The sequence below is a fragment of the Cognatiyoonia koreensis genome, assembly GCF_900109295.1.
Lineage (GTDB): Bacteria > Pseudomonadota > Alphaproteobacteria > Rhodobacterales > Rhodobacteraceae > Cognatiyoonia > Cognatiyoonia koreensis.
Genome location: NZ_FOIZ01000001.1, coordinates 1,809,438 through 1,825,955 on the forward strand (window position 1 = coordinate 1,809,438; position 16,518 = coordinate 1,825,955).

At 58.9% G+C, this 16,518-nt stretch carries 22 protein-coding genes and 1 other RNA gene; 12 read left to right on the top strand and 11 right to left on the bottom strand.

Going from position 1 to position 16,518, the window contains the following annotated elements; all coding sequences use genetic code 11:
• Nucleotides 1–57 precede the first annotated feature (57 nt).
• From rpmG to BMY44_RS09045, 9 genes are all read right to left on the bottom strand, one after another.
• Nucleotides 58–225: a 50S ribosomal protein L33 gene (gene rpmG, locus BMY44_RS09010; protein WP_055082637.1), complete on the bottom strand. Its 168-nt coding sequence runs from the start codon at nt 223–225 to the stop codon at nt 58–60.
• 97 nt (nt 226–322) lie between these two features.
• Nucleotides 323–826, bottom strand: coding sequence for a hypothetical protein (locus BMY44_RS09015; protein WP_089993006.1), 504 nt, complete (start codon nt 824–826; stop codon nt 323–325).
• Nucleotides 827–835: 9 nt separating this feature from the next.
• Nucleotides 836–1,330, bottom strand: a complete 495-nt coding sequence (locus BMY44_RS18090) for a hypothetical protein (protein ID WP_131801590.1) — start codon at nt 1,328–1,330, stop codon at nt 836–838.
• 53 nt (nt 1,331–1,383) lie between these two features.
• Nucleotides 1,384–1,756: RNase P RNA component class A (rnpB, locus tag BMY44_RS09020), an RNA gene on the bottom strand.
• Nucleotides 1,757–1,768: 12 nt separating this feature from the next.
• Nucleotides 1,769–2,485 carry an N-acetylmuramoyl-L-alanine amidase gene (locus BMY44_RS09025; protein WP_479723317.1) on the bottom strand — a complete coding sequence of 239 codons (717 nt, stop codon included), beginning with the start codon at nt 2,483–2,485 and terminating at the stop codon, nt 1,769–1,771.
• Nucleotides 2,446–3,147, bottom strand: coding sequence for a hypothetical protein (locus BMY44_RS09030; protein ID WP_089994731.1), 702 nt, complete (start codon nt 3,145–3,147; stop codon nt 2,446–2,448). The genes BMY44_RS09025 and BMY44_RS09030 overlap by 40 nt, the downstream gene beginning before the upstream one ends.
• Nucleotides 3,148–3,183: 36 nt before the next feature.
• Entirely contained in the window at nt 3,184–4,659 is a 1,476-nt protein-coding gene (gene gatA / locus BMY44_RS09035) for an Asp-tRNA(Asn)/Glu-tRNA(Gln) amidotransferase subunit GatA (protein WP_089993008.1), read from the bottom strand.
• Nucleotides 4,659–4,946, bottom strand: coding sequence for an Asp-tRNA(Asn)/Glu-tRNA(Gln) amidotransferase subunit GatC (gene gatC / locus BMY44_RS09040; RefSeq protein ID WP_089993011.1), 288 nt, complete (start codon nt 4,944–4,946; stop codon nt 4,659–4,661). The genes gatA and gatC overlap by 1 nt, the downstream gene beginning before the upstream one ends.
• A gap of 32 nt (nt 4,947–4,978) precedes the next feature.
• Nucleotides 4,979–5,635: a ceramidase domain-containing protein gene (locus BMY44_RS09045; RefSeq protein ID WP_089993013.1), complete on the bottom strand. Its 657-nt coding sequence runs from the start codon at nt 5,633–5,635 to the stop codon at nt 4,979–4,981.
• A gap of 52 nt (nt 5,636–5,687) precedes the next feature.
• On the opposite strand from BMY44_RS09045, the gene BMY44_RS09050 reads away from it, so the two are divergent.
• A complete protein-coding gene (locus tag BMY44_RS09050) occupies nt 5,688–6,383 on the top strand; it encodes a metal-dependent hydrolase (protein WP_089993016.1) in 696 nt (231 codons plus the stop codon).
• Here the strand turns inward: BMY44_RS09050 and BMY44_RS09055 are convergent.
• On the bottom strand, nt 6,380–6,826 hold the full coding sequence (locus BMY44_RS09055) for a nucleoside deaminase (protein WP_089994734.1): 447 nt from the start codon (nt 6,824–6,826) through the stop codon (nt 6,380–6,382). The two genes, BMY44_RS09050 and BMY44_RS09055, sit on opposite strands and share 4 nt — an antisense overlap.
• Nucleotides 6,827–6,941: 115 nt before the next feature.
• On the opposite strand from BMY44_RS09055, the gene BMY44_RS09060 reads away from it, so the two are divergent.
• The 11 genes from BMY44_RS09060 to dtd all read left to right on the top strand — a co-directional run bounded on the left by BMY44_RS09060 (nt 6,942) and on the right by dtd (nt 16,017).
• Nucleotides 6,942–7,718 (top strand): pseudouridine synthase, encoded by a 777-nt coding sequence (locus BMY44_RS09060; RefSeq protein WP_089993019.1) that lies wholly within the window; start codon nt 6,942–6,944, stop codon nt 7,716–7,718.
• 57 nt (nt 7,719–7,775) lie between these two features.
• Nucleotides 7,776–8,621: a TerC family protein gene (locus BMY44_RS09065; protein WP_089993022.1), complete on the top strand. Its 846-nt coding sequence runs from the start codon at nt 7,776–7,778 to the stop codon at nt 8,619–8,621.
• A 55-nt stretch (nt 8,622–8,676) separates the two neighbouring features.
• The gene (locus tag BMY44_RS09070) at nt 8,677–8,880 is read left to right on the top strand and encodes a hypothetical protein (protein ID WP_089993025.1); all 204 of its coding nucleotides are present in this window, start codon (nt 8,677–8,679) and stop codon (nt 8,878–8,880) included.
• Nucleotides 8,880–9,764: a 5-bromo-4-chloroindolyl phosphate hydrolysis family protein gene (locus BMY44_RS09075; protein ID WP_089993027.1), complete on the top strand. Its 885-nt coding sequence runs from the start codon at nt 8,880–8,882 to the stop codon at nt 9,762–9,764. Before BMY44_RS09070 ends, BMY44_RS09075 begins: the two co-directional genes overlap by 1 nt.
• 12 nt (nt 9,765–9,776) lie before the next feature.
• Entirely contained in the window at nt 9,777–10,967 is a 1,191-nt protein-coding gene (locus BMY44_RS09080) for a toxic anion resistance protein (protein ID WP_089993030.1), read from the top strand.
• 4 nt (nt 10,968–10,971) lie between these two features.
• Nucleotides 10,972–11,934 carry a DUF2927 domain-containing protein gene (locus tag BMY44_RS09085; RefSeq protein WP_089993032.1) on the top strand — a complete coding sequence of 321 codons (963 nt, stop codon included), beginning with the start codon at nt 10,972–10,974 and terminating at the stop codon, nt 11,932–11,934.
• Between the two features lie 84 nt (nt 11,935–12,018).
• Complete coding sequence (locus BMY44_RS09090; protein WP_089993035.1) at nt 12,019–13,131, top strand: SPFH domain-containing protein; 1,113 nt, start codon at nt 12,019–12,021, stop codon at nt 13,129–13,131.
• Between the two features lie 3 nt (nt 13,132–13,134).
• Nucleotides 13,135–13,557, top strand: coding sequence for a hypothetical protein (locus BMY44_RS09095; protein WP_089993038.1), 423 nt, complete (start codon nt 13,135–13,137; stop codon nt 13,555–13,557).
• Between the two features lie 2 nt (nt 13,558–13,559).
• Nucleotides 13,560–14,663: a TFIIB-type zinc finger domain-containing protein gene (locus BMY44_RS09100; RefSeq protein WP_089993040.1), complete on the top strand. Its 1,104-nt coding sequence runs from the start codon at nt 13,560–13,562 to the stop codon at nt 14,661–14,663.
• Nucleotides 14,664–14,677: 14 nt separating this feature from the next.
• Nucleotides 14,678–15,583 carry a carbohydrate kinase family protein gene (locus tag BMY44_RS09105; RefSeq protein WP_089993043.1) on the top strand — a complete coding sequence of 302 codons (906 nt, stop codon included), beginning with the start codon at nt 14,678–14,680 and terminating at the stop codon, nt 15,581–15,583.
• Nucleotides 15,580–16,017, top strand: coding sequence for a D-aminoacyl-tRNA deacylase (dtd, locus tag BMY44_RS09110; protein WP_089993045.1), 438 nt, complete (start codon nt 15,580–15,582; stop codon nt 16,015–16,017). The genes BMY44_RS09105 and dtd overlap by 4 nt, the downstream gene beginning before the upstream one ends.
• Here the strand turns inward: dtd and BMY44_RS09115 are convergent.
• Complete coding sequence (locus BMY44_RS09115; protein WP_089993048.1) at nt 16,014–16,493, bottom strand: CAP domain-containing protein; 480 nt, start codon at nt 16,491–16,493, stop codon at nt 16,014–16,016. The two genes, dtd and BMY44_RS09115, sit on opposite strands and share 4 nt — an antisense overlap.
• Nucleotides 16,494–16,518 lie beyond the last annotated feature (25 nt).

Below are 16,518 nucleotides of genomic sequence, written 5' to 3' on the forward strand. Positions count from 1 at the left end.
GGCACAAAAAAACCCGCGCCTGACGGTGCGGGTTTGTCTGCATCAAAGGCGATCAACTTACTTGATCTTGCCTTCCTTGTATTCGACGTGCTTGCGCACAACGGGGTCATATTTCTTGACGACCATCTTTTCTGTCATCGTGCGCGCGTTCTTCTTCGTCACGTAAAAGTGGCCCGTTCCCGCGCTTGAGTTCAGGCGGATTTTGATCGTGGTTGGCTTCGCCATGTCAGTGTCTCCAGCTCGCGGGCAAAAGATGCGGCCACGCGTGAAATTCCGTTAGAAGCTGCCTTTTACGCGGGATCAGCCATGAGTCAACCGCTATTTAGAGAAGCTGCACCCCTGCCGCCGCGTCCCGGCGCGCATTCAGTTCCGCTTTGATCGTGTCGAACGCCGTCTTGTCGGCCAAATAGCTTTTGGTGATGTTCAGCTTGCCGCCCTTGTGGGCGATAACAAGCATCTTCTGTCCGAACACATCCTCGGTCCGAAGCTTATCTATGTCGGCATAGTTCACAGTGATGACGGTCTTGCTGATCGGCGCTTTCGGGGCCTGCATCTGCGTTGCACCAAGCTTGATCTGACGCGGTGTCTGCAACATGCGCACCAGTCCGTAGACACCGAAGACAGCCAAACCCGCCATGAACACAGCAAAGAACCACGCCAGCGCCGTGGCCTCCAGCCCAGAAGCACTCACCCCGAGAAAACCCAGCCGCAAATCATCCTCGGAAAGCGCCATGTAAACAAACACGGCCGCACAGACGGCCCCGAATAAGATCAAGAAGATCATCACAAACGGACGGTTCTTGTAATTGAATGTCAGGTCTTGCATCGGCTTATCCTAGGTGCGCCGGGCAGCAGCCCAGCGTGTCATTAATTCGCTTTCGATCTGTGTAAACGCATCCGCACTGGGAAGGTAAAGACGCGGAATGCGGATTTCGCCGCCGGTGTGACTGATTACCAGAATTGTATCCCTGAAAATCCGTTGGCGAGCGATGTCGGTGATCTGCTCATAAGGCACAGTGACCATCCGTCGGCTCAGCGGCACTTTCGGTGCCCGCAAGGCTGTCGGCCCCAGCGACACTTCGCGCACATTGCGCCGAAAGCCGATCAGGATACGCAGCCCAAGGCCCGCGATGACAAGCATAAGCGCCACAATCAGCCAAATCAGGGTGGTGGCCTGCCAGCCGGTCAGCGTGCCGCCAAAAAGGTCGAATTCCGGGTTATCTTCTGCAATCGCGAACCATGCGAACACAGCGGCCAACGCCAAACCGATCACGATGGTGATGATCGCCGAAAAGGGCCGGTTCGAATACGTGAAGGTCAGGTCTGGCATGACGGCTCCGCTGGCGTTTGTGCATGTGAAGCACAGTTTGGCGGTTGGCAAAAGTGCGCGGATGGCCTGTAAGCCGGATTCTGTCCCCCGTGTTGCCACGGATGGATGATCATTCATCTGGACGCGCTGTTGCCAACGTGCCTCTAGCTGCCAACCCGGATCTGCTGGGGTGCAAGCCACCCCGCCCGAAGGCACGCGATCCCTATTTGGCATTGCTCCCGGTGGGGCTTGCCGTGCCGCTTCGGTTGCCCGTCGCGCGGTGGGCTCTTACCCCACCGTTTCACCTTGACCCTGCATGCAAGGCCGTCTGTTTTCTGTGGCGCTTTCCCTGGGGTTGCCCCCGCCGGGCGTTACCCGGCACCGTGCTTTACTGGAGTCCGGACTTTCCTCGACCCGTTACCGGCCCGCGATCATCCAGCCATCCGCGCGATTGCCCGCTTAGACCCAAGTGGCATTTGCGTCAACGGGGAAGCGCGCGGCAAGGTCAGCGATCATGCCCGCGTCTGTTTCATCCAGCGGTCCGTCGGCATGCGGGCGAAATCGCAGACGAAAGGTCTGCAACAGAAGATCGGGATCATCCGTCGCGCGATAGCCAAAAGCGTGCATGTTCGCGGTAAATTGCGCAGTGTCGCCGTCTGCTTTCTCGGGCCAGACCGCGTGACCCTCACGTGCCAAGCGGTTCCAGTCAAAGCGCGGACCGGGGTCGATCTTGCGCCCCGGTGCCATGTCGGAATGGCCGATCACGCGTTCGGGGCGCATGTCCCAGCGCGCCTTGATGCCTTTGAGGAGTTCTTGCAACGCATCCATCTGCGGCGCGGAAAAGGGACAATTTCCGGGGTTCGCAAGTTCGATCCCGATCGAACGGCTGTTCACATCCGTCACACTCCCCCATTGCCCCGCACCGGCATGCCAGGCTCGCAAATCTTCGGGCACGAGGGAAAGAACCTCACCGTCTTCGGCGATCAGATAATGGGCCGAAACCTCTGTTTGCGGATCACACAAGGTTTTCAGTGCAGCTTTGGCCGATTGCATCGCCGTGTAATGAATAACGACTATATCAGGACGCGCGCCATTCCGGCGCGGTCCGCAATTGGGCGAAGTGTGGGTGGTCAGCCTCAGCGGCCAGCCGCCAGAAGAAAGGGTGCCGGATCCCAACCGCAAGCGAATCCGTCCCCGTCAGGATCGATCCCGCGCGGATCGCGTTCGGGGCCACCACGTGCCAGGAAATCACGCTGTGCGGCATCCGGGTTATTGTAGGAGGCACAGTTGCGCTGGAACCGGGCCTGACCGGACAAAAGCGAACGGGAGTACCATTCCTGCCCTTTGGCATTCGGCGCGTTCAGCGCGTAGGCCACGATGTTTGGTCCTGTCGTGGTTGGACGTGCCGGAATAGCGGTCGGTTCGACAACCTGGCGGACAGCGGCCTGTTCCTGGCGGCGCTGCGCGTCAGATTCAATCGTTTCGCGTGATGCAACGGCGGAAAAGTCGTTTTCGTCCGAAATACCGGGGTTGTTTACATCTGCGGGTGCGGGGGCGGCACCGGCAAGGTTTGTCACCGACAAGGGAGCGCCGACATCACCACCACCGTTCTGGCCAATGCCGGCCGCACGCAGGTCAGAGCTTGGGATCGCCTGTGTCTGCACACTTGGCGGTTGCGGCAGCGGTGTGCCGTTCAAGGCGGCTTCACGGCGGGCCTGCTGCAAGGCAAAGTCCTCTGGCGCGCCGAAACCGATCCCTTCCCCGCTGTCGGGGACAGTTGGTGGCGCACACGCGGCAAGGGTTGCGATCAACCCGGCAATGGCTAGACAGTTCTTCACGGCAATACCTGCGAATTCACCCAATTTCGGTGGCGTTTACCACCACTTTTGCGGTTTTGCTACAAAACCTGCATCACGTTCCAGCGTGTAGGCGACGTTCAGCAGGTCACCTTCTTCCCAGGGACGCCCGATCAGCTGAAGCCCCAGCGGCAGCCCCTTGTCATCCAACCCGGCAGGGATTGCGATGCCCGGCAGACCGGCAAGGTTCACGGTGACCGTGAATACATCGTTCAGATACATCTGGATCGGGTCCATGTTCTCACCCAGACCGAACGCTGCCGATGGTGTGGCTGGCGTCAGAATCGCGTCGATCCCGTCGTTAAAGACAGTTTCAAAGTCACGCTTGATCAATGTCCGCACCTTGCGGGCGCGGTTATAATAGGCGTCATAGAAACCCGCAGACAGGACATAGGTGCCAACCATGACACGGCGCTGAACTTCGGCCCCGAACCCTTCGGCGCGGGTCTTTTCGTACATTTCGGTGATGCCGTCACCTTGGGCCAGTTTCGCGCGATGGCCAAAGCGTACGCCGTCATAGCGGGCAAGGTTGGAGGACGCTTCGGCAGGCGCAATGACGTAATAGGCGGGCAGCGCGTATTTCGTGTGCGGCAGGCTGATGTCGCGGATTTCGGCACCTGCTGCCTTTAACATTGCCGTGCCTTCGGACCACAGCTTTTCAATCTCGGCAGGCATCCCGTCCATGCGGTATTCTTTGGGAATTCCGATGACCTTGCCCTTGATATCACCCGTCAACATTGCCTCGAAATTCGGGACAGGCAGATCGGCGGACGTCGAATCCTTGGGATCATGCCCGCACATGGTTTCCAGCATGATTGCCGCGTCGCGTACGTCTTTGGTCATCGGTCCGGCCTGATCAAGGGATGAGGCGAAGGCCACAATGCCCCAGCGGCTGACCCTGCCATAGGTTGGCTTGATCCCGGTGATGCCGGTGAACGCGGCAGGCTGGCGGATTGATCCGCCTGTGTCTGTGCCGGTGGCGGCCGCGCAAAGATCTGCGGCGACAGCAGCGGCAGACCCGCCGGACGACCCCCCGGGAGTCAGGTCACGGTCATCGTTTTTCCAGGGGTTTACGACGTTGCCATAGACGGAAGTTTCGTTAGACGAACCCATTGCGAATTCGTCCATGTTCAGCTTGCCCAGCATGACCGCACCGGCATCGAACAGCTGTGTCGTCACGGTGGATTCGTATTCAGGCTTGAACCCGTTGAGGATGCCGGATGCGGCTTGGGACGCGACACCCTTGGTGCAGAACAAGTCCTTGATCCCAAGTGGGATGCCACACATGTCGGGGGCATCGCCTTTGGCAATCCGCGCGTCTGCGGCGCGGGCTTGGTCGCGCGCCTGATCCGGCGTATGGTGAACAAAGGCGTTCAGCGCCCCTGCCCCTTCGATTTCGGACAGATAAGCCTCGGTCAATTCAAGGCTATTTGTGTCGCCCTTGCGCATCGCATCGCGGGCACCGGCAATTGTCAATTTGGTCAGATCAGACATTATTCAACCACCTTGGGCACGGCGAAAAACCCCTCGCGAGCATCTGGCGCATTGGCAAGAACCTTGTCCTGCTGATTGCCGTCGGTCACTTCGTCCACGCGGCGTTTGAGCCGCTGCGGGGTGACGGAAGTCATCGGCTCTACCCCGTCCACGTCGACTTCGTTCAACTGCTCGATAAAACCGAGAATCGCGCTGAATTCCTGCGCAAGTGCTGGCAGCGCGTCGTCTTCAACCTTGATGCGGGCCAGCTTGGCCACGCGGCGGGCGGTTTCGGTGTCGATGGACATGCATGTCTCCGGATACTTTGTCGGGGTTGCGTTTAGCCTTGCTGGGTGCGGCCTGCAAGCACGTGACGCGTGTAAACGTGGATCATATAGCCCAGCATCAGACCGTTAAGACAATGCCAGATGAAATGTGTGCCCAACGGCAGTGTATCGCACAGGATTTCATCAAGCGATCGGGCGGTGATCGAAACACACAACACCACGCCACCTGTCACGAATCCGCGCGACACCTGCGGGCGGCGGTTGCGCAGCACATAGGCGTAAAGGAACAGCAGGATCGGCACGGTCCAGTAGAAATTACTGATCCGCACAAAGGGAATCTGGTTGAGCGCCGGTACAACAACAGCCGCATAGGGCAAGAAAGCCAATGTACCAAACGCCGCGGCCCAAGCAGGCCATCCCATAACGTCACGGTTCACAAGAAAGAGGTAGGTCAGGATATAGAGCCCAATAGGCGCAGTATCAGCCAGCGCGGCCCAGACCGTCGCCTCTGTGTGGAACAGGAAGCTGCCGATGCCGATGGCAAACAGGATCACGCAAAGGACACGCCCGCCCGTCACCCCTTCTGTGCGCCGCCACATGAAAAGCGCCGCCAGAATGAAGGCCAGATTCGTCACCGCGTTCAGCGGTTCGGACCAATAGGCAAAATCGGTGCGCTCGCAGTAGCCGTCGATTTGTTGCAACCAGTCCATTTGCGCCTTTCTCTTTCGCGGCTAATCTAATCGGAAAGCGAAAGGATTCGAGATGAAAATCACATGGCTGGGTCACGCGAGCTTTCGCATCGAAATCGAGGATGCCGTTCTGCTGCTGGACCCGTGGCTGACCGGCAACCCGTCCTTTCCCGAAGACCGGCGCGCAGATGCGATTGCCGGGGCGACCCATATCCTTTTGACGCACGGGCATGGTGATCATGCCAGCAACGCGCTGGAAATTGCCAAGGAAATGTCGATCCCAATCCTGGCCATTCACGAGATCGCGGAATGGTGGGGGGGCAACGCCGGCGTCGACATGGTCGGGTTCGGCAAGGGTGGCACCGTTGATGCGGGCGGCGCGAAAGTCACGATGGTGAATGCGGTGCATTCTTCAAGCATGGATTTCGACGGCACACGCCCCGCCTATGCAGGGTCAGAGGCGGGCTTCATGATCGCGGGGGACGGTCACGTGATCTATGCCAGTGGCGACACCGACATCATGGCGGACATGGACTGGATGGGTGATTACCACAAACCGGATATCGGCCTGCTTTGTGCTGGTGGCCATTATACAATGGATATGGAACGCGCCGCCTATGCCGCCAAACGTTACTTTAACTTCAAGACGATTATTCCCTGCCATTACAAGACGTTCCCGCTGCTTGCCCAATCCGCACAACCGCTGATCGACGCCTTGCCGGACGTCAACGTGATCGAAGCGAACGTAATGGACCCGATCAGTTTCTAGCGGCGTGCTGCGAAGAAGGACTTCAGCAGCGTTTCCGATTCATCTGCGCCGATCCCGTCATAAATTTCGGGCACATGGTGGCATTGGGGATGGCTGAAAATCCGCGGCCCCTGTGCGATGCCGCCTGATTTCGGGTCGGCTGCACCGTAATAAAGCCGGGCGATCCGCGCATTGCTGATCGCCGCCGCGCACATCGGACAGGGTTCAAGCGTGACATAGAGGTCAAGACCCATCAGACGTTCCTGCCCCAGCAGAGCGCAGCCCGAACGGATCACAAGCATTTCTGCGTGCGCCGTCGGATCGTTGCGTTCCCGCGTGCGGTTCCCCGCCTGCGCGATGATGCCGTCCGGTCCCGCCAGAACAGCCCCGACCGGCACTTCGCCCCGCGCGGCGGCGGCGCGTGCCTCTGCGAGAGCGGTATCCATATGGCTGCGAAACGTCATGCCTTTTGATCCGATGAATGGGGCGGGCATGCAAGGGCCGGAGCCTCCGGCGGGAGTTTATCGGGCCAGATGAAAGGGATTGTGTTGTGCTTTGGGGCTGCGTAGAGCCATTTGCATGACCGAGAAGAGCCCAGAAGGCGATCGTATCGCCAAAGTCCTGTCCCGTGCCGGTATCGCCAGCCGTCGCGAAGCCGAACGCATGATCACGGATGGCCGCGTTGCGGTGAATGGCAAGGTGATCGAAAGTCCGGCGCTGAATGTCACCGAACGCGACCGCATCAGCGTTGACGGCAAGCCTGTCGGCGAACCCGAACCGCCCCGGATCTGGCTTTATCACAAGCCGGCGGGGCTGGTGACAACAGAGCGAGACGAGAAGGACCGCCCGACTGTTTTTGCGGCCTTACCTGCGGACATGCCACGGGTGATGTCAGTCGGACGCCTTGATCTCAATTCCGAAGGATTGCTTTTGTTGACGAACGACGGCGGTGTGAAGCGTCGTCTGGAATTGCCTGCGACAGGCTGGCTGCGCCGTTACCGTGTGCGCATCAAGGGCACAGCGTCAGAAGCCAAGCTGGACCAATTGCGCGCAGGCATCACGGTCGAAGGTCTGTCCTACCAGCCGATGCAGGTGACATTCGATCGCCAGCAGGGCGCGAACGCCTGGCTGACCGTGTCATTGCGCGAAGGCAAGAACCGCGAGATCCGCCGCGCGATGGAGGCGATCGGGGCAACCGTCAACCGTCTGATCCGCGTCAGCTATGGTCCGTTCCAGCTGGGCGACTTGCCTGCCGGTGCCGTGGAAGAGGTTAAGCGGCGTGTCGTGCGCGATCAATTGGGCTTGGGTGACAAGCCGCAGATGACCCGCACACGGGGAAAAAAGCGCAACAGTTGAACCTTGTCGCCCCCCGCTGGTTGTGCTTGTTAAAGGCAAACCGACACGAGGGACCCGATGGCCGAACTGTTCACGCTGGAAAATGCGACCAACCTGCTGATGCTTTGCTTCCTGCAAGCGGTGCTGGGTTTCGACAATCTTCTTTACATTTCGATTGAAAGCAAACGCGCGCCCGTCGCGCAGCAGAAGTCCGTCCGCATGTGGGGGATCATCATCGCCGTCGTCTTGCGCGTCGTGCTTTTGTTTACGATGATCCAACTGATCGGGGCCCTGTCAGAGCCGTTCTACACGTTCCAGTGGACCGGCGTTCTTGAAGGGGCGATCAACTTTGCCACCTGTGTCTTTATCGTCGGCGGTGTGTTCATCATGTATACGGCCGTCAAGGAAATCGGGCACATGCTTTCGATTGACAAACTCGATCACGATGTCAGCGGGAAATCCGCCAAATCCGCCACACAGGTCGTGATCCTGATTGTCATGATGAACCTGATCTTCTCGTTTGACTCTGTCCTGTCCGCACTGGCGATCACCGATGTGTTCCCGGTTCTGGCGATCGCCATCATCTTGTCGGGCCTTGCGATGCTGCTGCTGGCCGACAGCGTCGCGGCGTTTCTGGAAGCAAACCGGATGTACGAGGTACTTGGCCTGTTCATCCTGCTGATCGTCGGTGTCGTCCTGTTGGGCGAAGCCGGCCAAGCGGCTGTGCATGGTGTTGAAAACATGGGCGTGCCCCACGAGGAAGCCAAGGACCTTGCACTGAAGGTGTTCGGCAAAGAGATCGTCCCGATGTCGAAATCGACCTTCTACTTCTCGGTTATCGTCCTTGTGGCCGTTGAAATCATCCAGTCGGGCTATAGCCGCAAACTGAACGCGGAACGCAAAGCGCTGCAAAAACATTCGTAAAGTCGCGACAGAGTGCTTAGATTACTTGCGATGAAGAAAAACGACGTGGGGCGACATGTTTCGGCTTGTCTTGGTATTGCTGCTATTGATCATGCTGGTGATTGTCATCGGTGCGGTTGCGGGCACCGCCAAATCCGTGACGGCGTCGGCTCAGTCTGCTTTGGGGGATAATATGCCTAAGACCTTCCAGCGCGTCGCTTATGTGGTGCTGATCTTGTTGATGTTTGGTGTGGTCACCGGCTGGCTGGGCGGCGTCTGATGGCAAAGAAGTTTGGCGGCCAGTTCAGTCCTGACGGCAATGCGAAATCGCCGATCGCCGAAGCCCCTGTCGACCAGCGCCGCGTTGATGCGGCAGGTGGGCGGGCGAATGTCCTGTTCATTCCCGGTGCGCTGTTGGCACTGCTGTCCATCAATGAAGGACCGGTCAATCTTGTGATCGCCCTTGTTGCGGCCGGTTTGCTGACCCTTGCCGCGTGGCTGTTGCGCGAGGGCTTGCGCGCGCAAGCGGCGTATGACGCGCGCAAGGTCGCGCGCAAGCCAGCCTTTCCACGCAAGATGGCAGCAACCTTGCTGACCGGCACCGGTGTGGCGCTGGCTGCCTATACCGGCGATTCCGGGTATGTCGGCGCGAGCCTTTACGGTCTGGCTGCGGCAGGTCTGCATGTCGCCGCTTTTGGCATCGATCCGTTAACAGACAAGCGCATGGAAGGCGTCGACACTTTCCAGCAGGATCGTGTGGCCAAGGTTGTGGAAGAGGCCGAAGACCACCTTGGCGTGATGCGCGGCCAGATCGAAACACTGCGCGATCGTGGCCTTACGGGGCGCGTGACCGGCTTCATTACCGCAGCCAACAAAATGATCCGCACGGTCGAGGAAGACCCGCGCGATCTGACGGGCGTGCGCAAGTTCTTGGGCGTCTATCTGATGGGTGCCCGCGATGCGACGGTCAAGTTCGTGGATTTGTACAAGCGCAACAAGGACGCGCAGGCCCGCGCCGACTACGAAGCGCTCTTGACCGATCTTGAGCAGAACTTCGCTGCCCGTACCGAAAAGATGTTGCTGGACGACCGCAGCGACATGGACATTGAAATTAAAGTGCTGCGTGATCGGTTGCAGCGTGAAGGCGTGAGCCTGAAGTCATAAAGGGGGACAATCATGTCTGACGATATCCGCAAAAAGGCCGAGGCGACGCTCGCCGATGTTGAAAAAGTGACAGCCGTCGTGCTGCCTGAACCGAAGGGAGAGCTTGTGACGCTCGAAACAGCGGACGCCCCGACAAGCGCCGAGATTACGACGCGCATGGCGGAAATCGATATCACCGACACGAACTCTATCGTGTCCTTCGGGTCGGGTGCACAGCAGGAATTGCAGACGATTTCGCAATCCATGCTGGCCGGTGTGCGCAACAAGGACGTCGGCCCCGCCGGTGACAGCCTGCGCAATATCGTCAGCACCATTCGCGGCTTTTCGGTCAGCGAACTTGATGTGCGCCGCAAGCAAAGCTGGTGGGAAAAACTGCTTGGCCGCGCCGCACCAATGGCCAAGTTTGTCGCGAAATTCGAAGATGTTCAGGGCCAGATCGACAACATCACCGATGATCTGCTCCGGCATGAACATGTGCTGCTGAAGGACATCGAAAGCCTTGACGTCCTTTATGACAAGACGCTCGCCTTCTACGACGAACTGGCGCTTTATATCGCGGCAGGCGAGGCGAAGATCGCCGAACTCGACAGCACGGTGATCCCCGCCAAAGAGGCAGAGGTGCAGGCCGCCCCCGAAGAACAGGGTGTGATGAAAGCGCAGGAATTGCGCGATATCCGCGCGGCGCGTGACGACCTGGAACGCCGGGTGCATGATCTGAAACTGACCCGACAGGTGACGATGCAATCCCTGCCGTCGATCCGTCTGGTCCAGGAAAATGACAAGTCTCTGGTCACCAAGATCAACTCGACGCTGGTAAACACGGTGCCGCTTTGGGAAACCCAACTGGCGCAGGCCGTCACGATCCAGCGCAGTGCCGAAGCTGCCGAAGCCGTACGGGACGCCAATGATCTGACCAACGAACTGCTGACAGCCAATGCGTCGAACCTGCGGGATGCCAACAAGGTCATCCGCACCGAAATGGAACGCGGTGTGTTTGACATCGAAGCTGTGAAGCAGGCCAATGCCGATCTGATCGCAACAATCAACGAAAGCCTTGAAATCGCCGACGAGGGCAAACGCAAGCGCGCCGAAGCGGAAAAGGAATTGCAGAACATGGAGCAGGAACTGAAGAATACGCTTGCTGCTGCAAAGTCGCGCAAGGATGGTGTAGGCGACAACGTCGGGACGTCGACCGGAGCCTAAGCACATGATATCAGGCCGCAAATCGCTTTTCACGCTCAGCATGCTGGGTTTGATAGCGCTTGCGGCCTGCGAAACACCGCTGGTTGAACAACCACCCGAAACACCGCCCGAAATCCCCCAAGTCGTCCCGCCAGAAGTTCCCGAAATCGTCGAGCCAAGCGAGGCCAGCAAGGCACTTGCGATCTATTATCGACGCTTGCAGAACGATCTGCTGGCTCAGGGTCTGTTGCGCGGCGACGGTGGTGGGCCCGATACGCCATTCACGGATACGATTCTGGCGCGTAATTTCGTGCGGATCGCGCTTTTTGATGAATATGTGACAGATGGCGATGCGCTGCGCCCGCAAGCCACGCTGTCTCGCCTGCGTCGCTGGGACCAGCCAGTGCGCATGTCCGTCGAATTCGGCGCATCTGTTCCTGAAATGCAGCGCGCCCGCGACGCGTCGGGCATTTCGGCCTATATCGCGCGACTGTCTCGCGTGACGGGCCTGTCGATCCGCAAGGTCGATGAGAATCCGAATTTTCATGTACTGATCCTGAACGAGGATGATCGGCTTGCTTATCGCGACCGCATACGCGAAATCGTGCCGGGCATCGCGACCAGCTCTCTGAATGCAATCATCAACCTGCCGCGCGACCAGTTGTGCATCGTCGTTGCCTTTTCCGAAGGCGGATCATCCAGTTATTCCAAGGCGATTGCCGTGATCCGTTCCGAACACCCCGATTTGCTGCGCACATCCTGCATCCACGAAGAACTGGCCCAAGGGCTTGGCCTTGCCAACGACAGCCCGCAGGCACGTCCGTCGATTTTCAACGATGACGAGGAATTCGGCCTGCTGACAACGCATGACGAATTGCTGCTCAAGATGCTGTATGATCCGCGTCTTCGCACCGGCATGCAACCTGCCGAAGCCGCCCCCGTCGCACGCCAGATCGCGCGTGAATTGCTCGATCGCGGGGCCAGCTAGTGGGAAAGCTGCGCGTTTCTTTACCTTGCACCGCGCGGGCCTGATCCCTACCTTTCCATCAGCACAAGTTACAAAGGAATTGTCATGGGTATTCTCGATTTTCTTTCCGGTCAGTTTATCGACGTCATTCACTGGACGGACGACTCCCGTGACACCATGGTCTGGCGCTTCGAACGTGAAGGGCATGAAATCAAGTACGGGGCCAAGCTGACGGTGCGCGAAGGTCAAACGGCCGTATTCGTTCATGAAGGCCAGCTGGCAGACGTCTTCACGCCCGGCCTTTACATGCTTGAAACCAATAATATGCCGATCATGACGACGCTTCAAAGCTGGGACCACGGGTTCCAGTCGCCGTTCAAATCGGAAATCTATTTCGTCAACACGACCCGCTTTTCAGACCTGAAATGGGGCACGAAGAACCCGATCATGTTGCGCGATCCCGAATTTGGGCCAACCCGCATCCGCGCTTTCGGCACCTATTCCGTGAAAGTGTCTGACGCCGCACTGTTCATGCGCGAAATCGTCGGCACTGACGGCGAATTCACCATGGACGAAATCAGCTTCCAGATCCGCAACATCATCGTGCAGGAATTCAGCCGCGTCATCGCGGGTTCTGGCATCCCTGTTCTGGACATGGCCGCCAATACAGCAGATTTTTCCAAGCTTGTGACCAAGGCGATCGACGCGACAATCAAAAGCTACGGCCTGTCGATCCCCGAACTCTATATCGAAAACATCAGCCTGCCGCCGGCCGTCGAACAGGCGCTCGACAAGCGCACATCGATGGGGCTTGCAGGTGATTTGAACAAATTCTCGCAGTACTCCGCCGCTGAAGCCATGACAGCCGCCGCGAACAACCCGTCAGGTGGCGGCATGGCCGAAGGTCTGGGCATGGGCATGGGCATGGCGATGGCCAACCAGATGAACAACCCTTGGACGCAGCGGCAGCCACAGGCCGCACCGCCTGCCCCGCCACCGCCACCCGTCGAACACGTCTGGCACATCGCTGAGAATGGCCAGACAAAGGGGCCGTTTTCCAAGGCCGATCTGGGCCGTATGGTAAGCGAAAAATCGGTGACCCGCGACACGATGGTCTGGACCCCCGGACAGGACGGCTGGATGAAGGCGGACGACGTACAAGAGCTGGCACAGCTTTTCACCGTCATGCCACCACCACCACCGCCACCCGCAGGCTAGGGCATGTCGCGGCGCACTGTCGTGATCGCGCTGCACTGGTCCGTACTTTTCATGGTGCTTGCCATGATAAAAGGCGGCACGGCGGCAGAAGGATTGCGATGGGCCTTCGTCATCGCCGGTCTTGGGTGGATTGGTGTCCTGTTGACAGGTGGTCTGCTGGGCCGGCCCGGACCAAAGCTTTCCGGTCTGTTCCGGGCAGCCTACCCATGGATGCATTACGGAATGTACGCGCTCTTGGTCCTTGCTGTGCTGGCAAATGCGGCAGACCTGATAGGTCTTGGCAGCGCGGATGCTGCATGGAACAGTTTGCTGGTTCTCTTTGTCGCCAGCATATTCCACAGCATCTTTCATCTGTGGCGGCACACGACATTGAACGACGGGGCATTGCGAATGATGACCCCGAAAATCTGGCATAAGTATTTGTAATCATGGAAACTGCATCCGCCCCTGTCGTCGAACACCGTTTTCCCTGTGATGCCTGCGGCTCAGACCTGCGGTTCGATCCGGGCGAAGATCGCCTGATCTGTGACCACTGCGGCAATACGCAACCCATGGAAACCGACCGGACCGCAAATGGCGGCATCCGCGAACTCGATTTTCGCAAGGCGCTCGATAACGATCTGGCCGACGCCGAGATCGAAGAGACCCGCGTCATTACCTGCCCCAACTGTGCGGCCCAGACCGAATACGACGCCGACACCCATGCAGCCGAATGCCCGTTCTGTGCGACACCTGTCGTCACCGACACGGGCACGCACCGCCATATCAAACCGCGCGGTCTGCTGCCCTTTGCACTGGATGAAAAAACGGCCCGTGGCGCGATGAACAAATGGCTGGGATCGCTCTGGTTTGCACCCAACGGGTTGCAGGAATACGCGCGCAAGGGGCGCGCCATGAACGGGATCTATGTCCCCTATTGGACCTTCGATGCCGATACCAAAAGCAGCTACACCGGTCAGCGCGGCGATGATTATTACGAAACCCGCACTGTCGTGCGCGACGGAAAGCGTCAGCAGGTGCGCGTGCGCAAAACTCGCTGGAGCCACCGGTCCGGACGGGTCGCCCGCTTTTTCGATGATGTGCTGGTGCTCGCCTCCAAGAGTCTGCCCAAGAAGTATACAGATGCGCTGGAACCTTGGGATTTGTCAGCGCTCGAACCCTATCAGCCTGAATTCCTCGCCGGTTTCCGGGCCGAAGGGTATCAGGTCGAACTGACGGAAGGCTTTACCGAGGCCCGCGCCTATATGGACCGCATGATCCTGCGGGATGTGAAATACGATATCGGCGGCGACAGGCAACGGGTGCACGACGTGAAGACGCAGATCAGCGATGTCACTTTCAAACACGTCCTTCTGCCCGTATGGCTTGCCGCCTACAAATATCGGGGCCGTACTTTCCGCTTTGTCGTCAATGGCCGCACAGGGCGGGTACAGGGCGAACGGCCCTATTCTGCGATCAAGATCGCATTTGCGGTAATTGTCGGTCTGATCCTTGCGGGAATTGCAGGATATGTTATCGCTAACAGCCAATAGGCTGGAGGTCCAAGATGATACTTTGCTGCGGTGAAGCCCTGATTGATATGTTGCCGCGTCAAACTGCGGCTGGCGAAGACGCATTCGCGCCGCACGCAGGTGGTGCGGTGATGAACACTGCAGTGGCGTTGGGGCGCTTGGGGGCGAAGGTCCAGTTTTTCTCGGGTCTGTCCGACGATCTGTTCGGCGATGTGCTGCGCGACCATCTCGCCGCGTCCAACGTCGATACATCCCCCGTCCATACATCATCGCGCCCGACAACGCTGGCTTTCGTCAAGCTGACGGACGGCCATGCGTCATATGCCTTTTATGACGAAAACACCGCCGGTCGCATGCTGGACGAGTCGCATTTGCCGACAGTAACAGCCGATGCGATGTTTTTCGGCGGCATCAGCCTTGTCGTAGAACCCTGCGGGGCGGCCTACGAGGCGCTGATGCTGCGCGAGGCAGCACAACGCCTGACAATGATCGACCCCAATATCCGGCCCAGCTTTATCACGGACGAACCCCGCTATCGCGCGCGCCTGACCAGGATGATGGGCGTGGCGGACATCATCAAAACATCGGACGAGGACCTTGATTGGCTAACCGGCAACACAGACGCTGCGGCCCTTCTGGACGGCACGGCGACACGCTGCGTCCTGCTGACACGCGGGGCAGACGGTGTGACCATCGTCACCCGCGACGGCACACGCGACGTTCCGGCAAATAAAGTCGCTGTCGTCGATACAGTCGGGGCCGGTGACACGTTCAATGCCGGATTTCTCGCAGGTCTTGCGCAATCCGGTCATCTGAATAAATCCGCATTCGCTGACGTGTCGCTGGACGCACTCGGCGATGCGGCTGCCCTTGGGGCCAAGGCCGCCGCGATCACGGTCAGCCGCGCAGGTGCGAACCCGCCCTGGAACACCGAACTGTGAGAGCACTGATCCAGCGGGTCAGCGATGCATCCGTGCGTGTCGATGGCGCTATGATCGGCGAGATCGCGCAAGGTCTGCTCATCCTCGTTTGCGCGATGCAAGGCGATACGCCAGAGAAATCCGCCCAGCTTGCGGCCAAGATCAGCAAGCTGCGCATTTTTGCGGATGATGCAGGCAAGATGAACCTGTCATTGACCGATATTGGCGGGGCGGCGTTGATTGTCAGCCAGTTCACGTTAGCCGCCGATACGTCGCGCGGTAACCGGCCGGGCTTTTCCGGCGCGGCGGCCCCTGCCGATGGCAAGGCACTTTACGAATGCTTTATTTCTGACATGGACGCGTTGGGCATTCCGACGGCGCAGGGGCAATTCGGGGCCGACATGAAAGTCAGCCTGACGAATGATGGCCCCGTCACAATCTGGATCGACGTCTAGCAGCCCTTGGCAAGCACAAGAACCCAGTTCGGGCCACGTGGCCCTTGGGTGATCCCAACACCGAATTCGGCAACGCGCGGGTGCAACATGTTGCTGCGATGGCCCGGCGACTGCATCCAGCCTGAAATAATCTGCTGCGAGCTCGGATAACCCCAGGCGAGGTTTTCAGCCACCAGGCAGCCTTGATAGCCGGCGTTGCGCACCCGGCGGTTCACGTCCGATCCGTTGCTGCCATTGTGTCCGAAAAACCCGTTCGCTGCCATATCGCAGGCATGGGTCATCGCGGCTTGGCTCAGGCGCTGGTTATAGCGGATCGCCGGTTGCCCGTTGGCACGGCGGTTGGCATTGATGCCATTGGCGATTTCTTGCGCCATAACGTTCACGTTCGCTGGCGTCGCGCAGTTTCTGGCAGCAGTGGCTTGTCCAGCCAGAACGCTCAGGCCAATCGCGATGCAGATACTTTTCAGACGGTTCATCCCAAAACCTTTCCCCGGGTGCGTG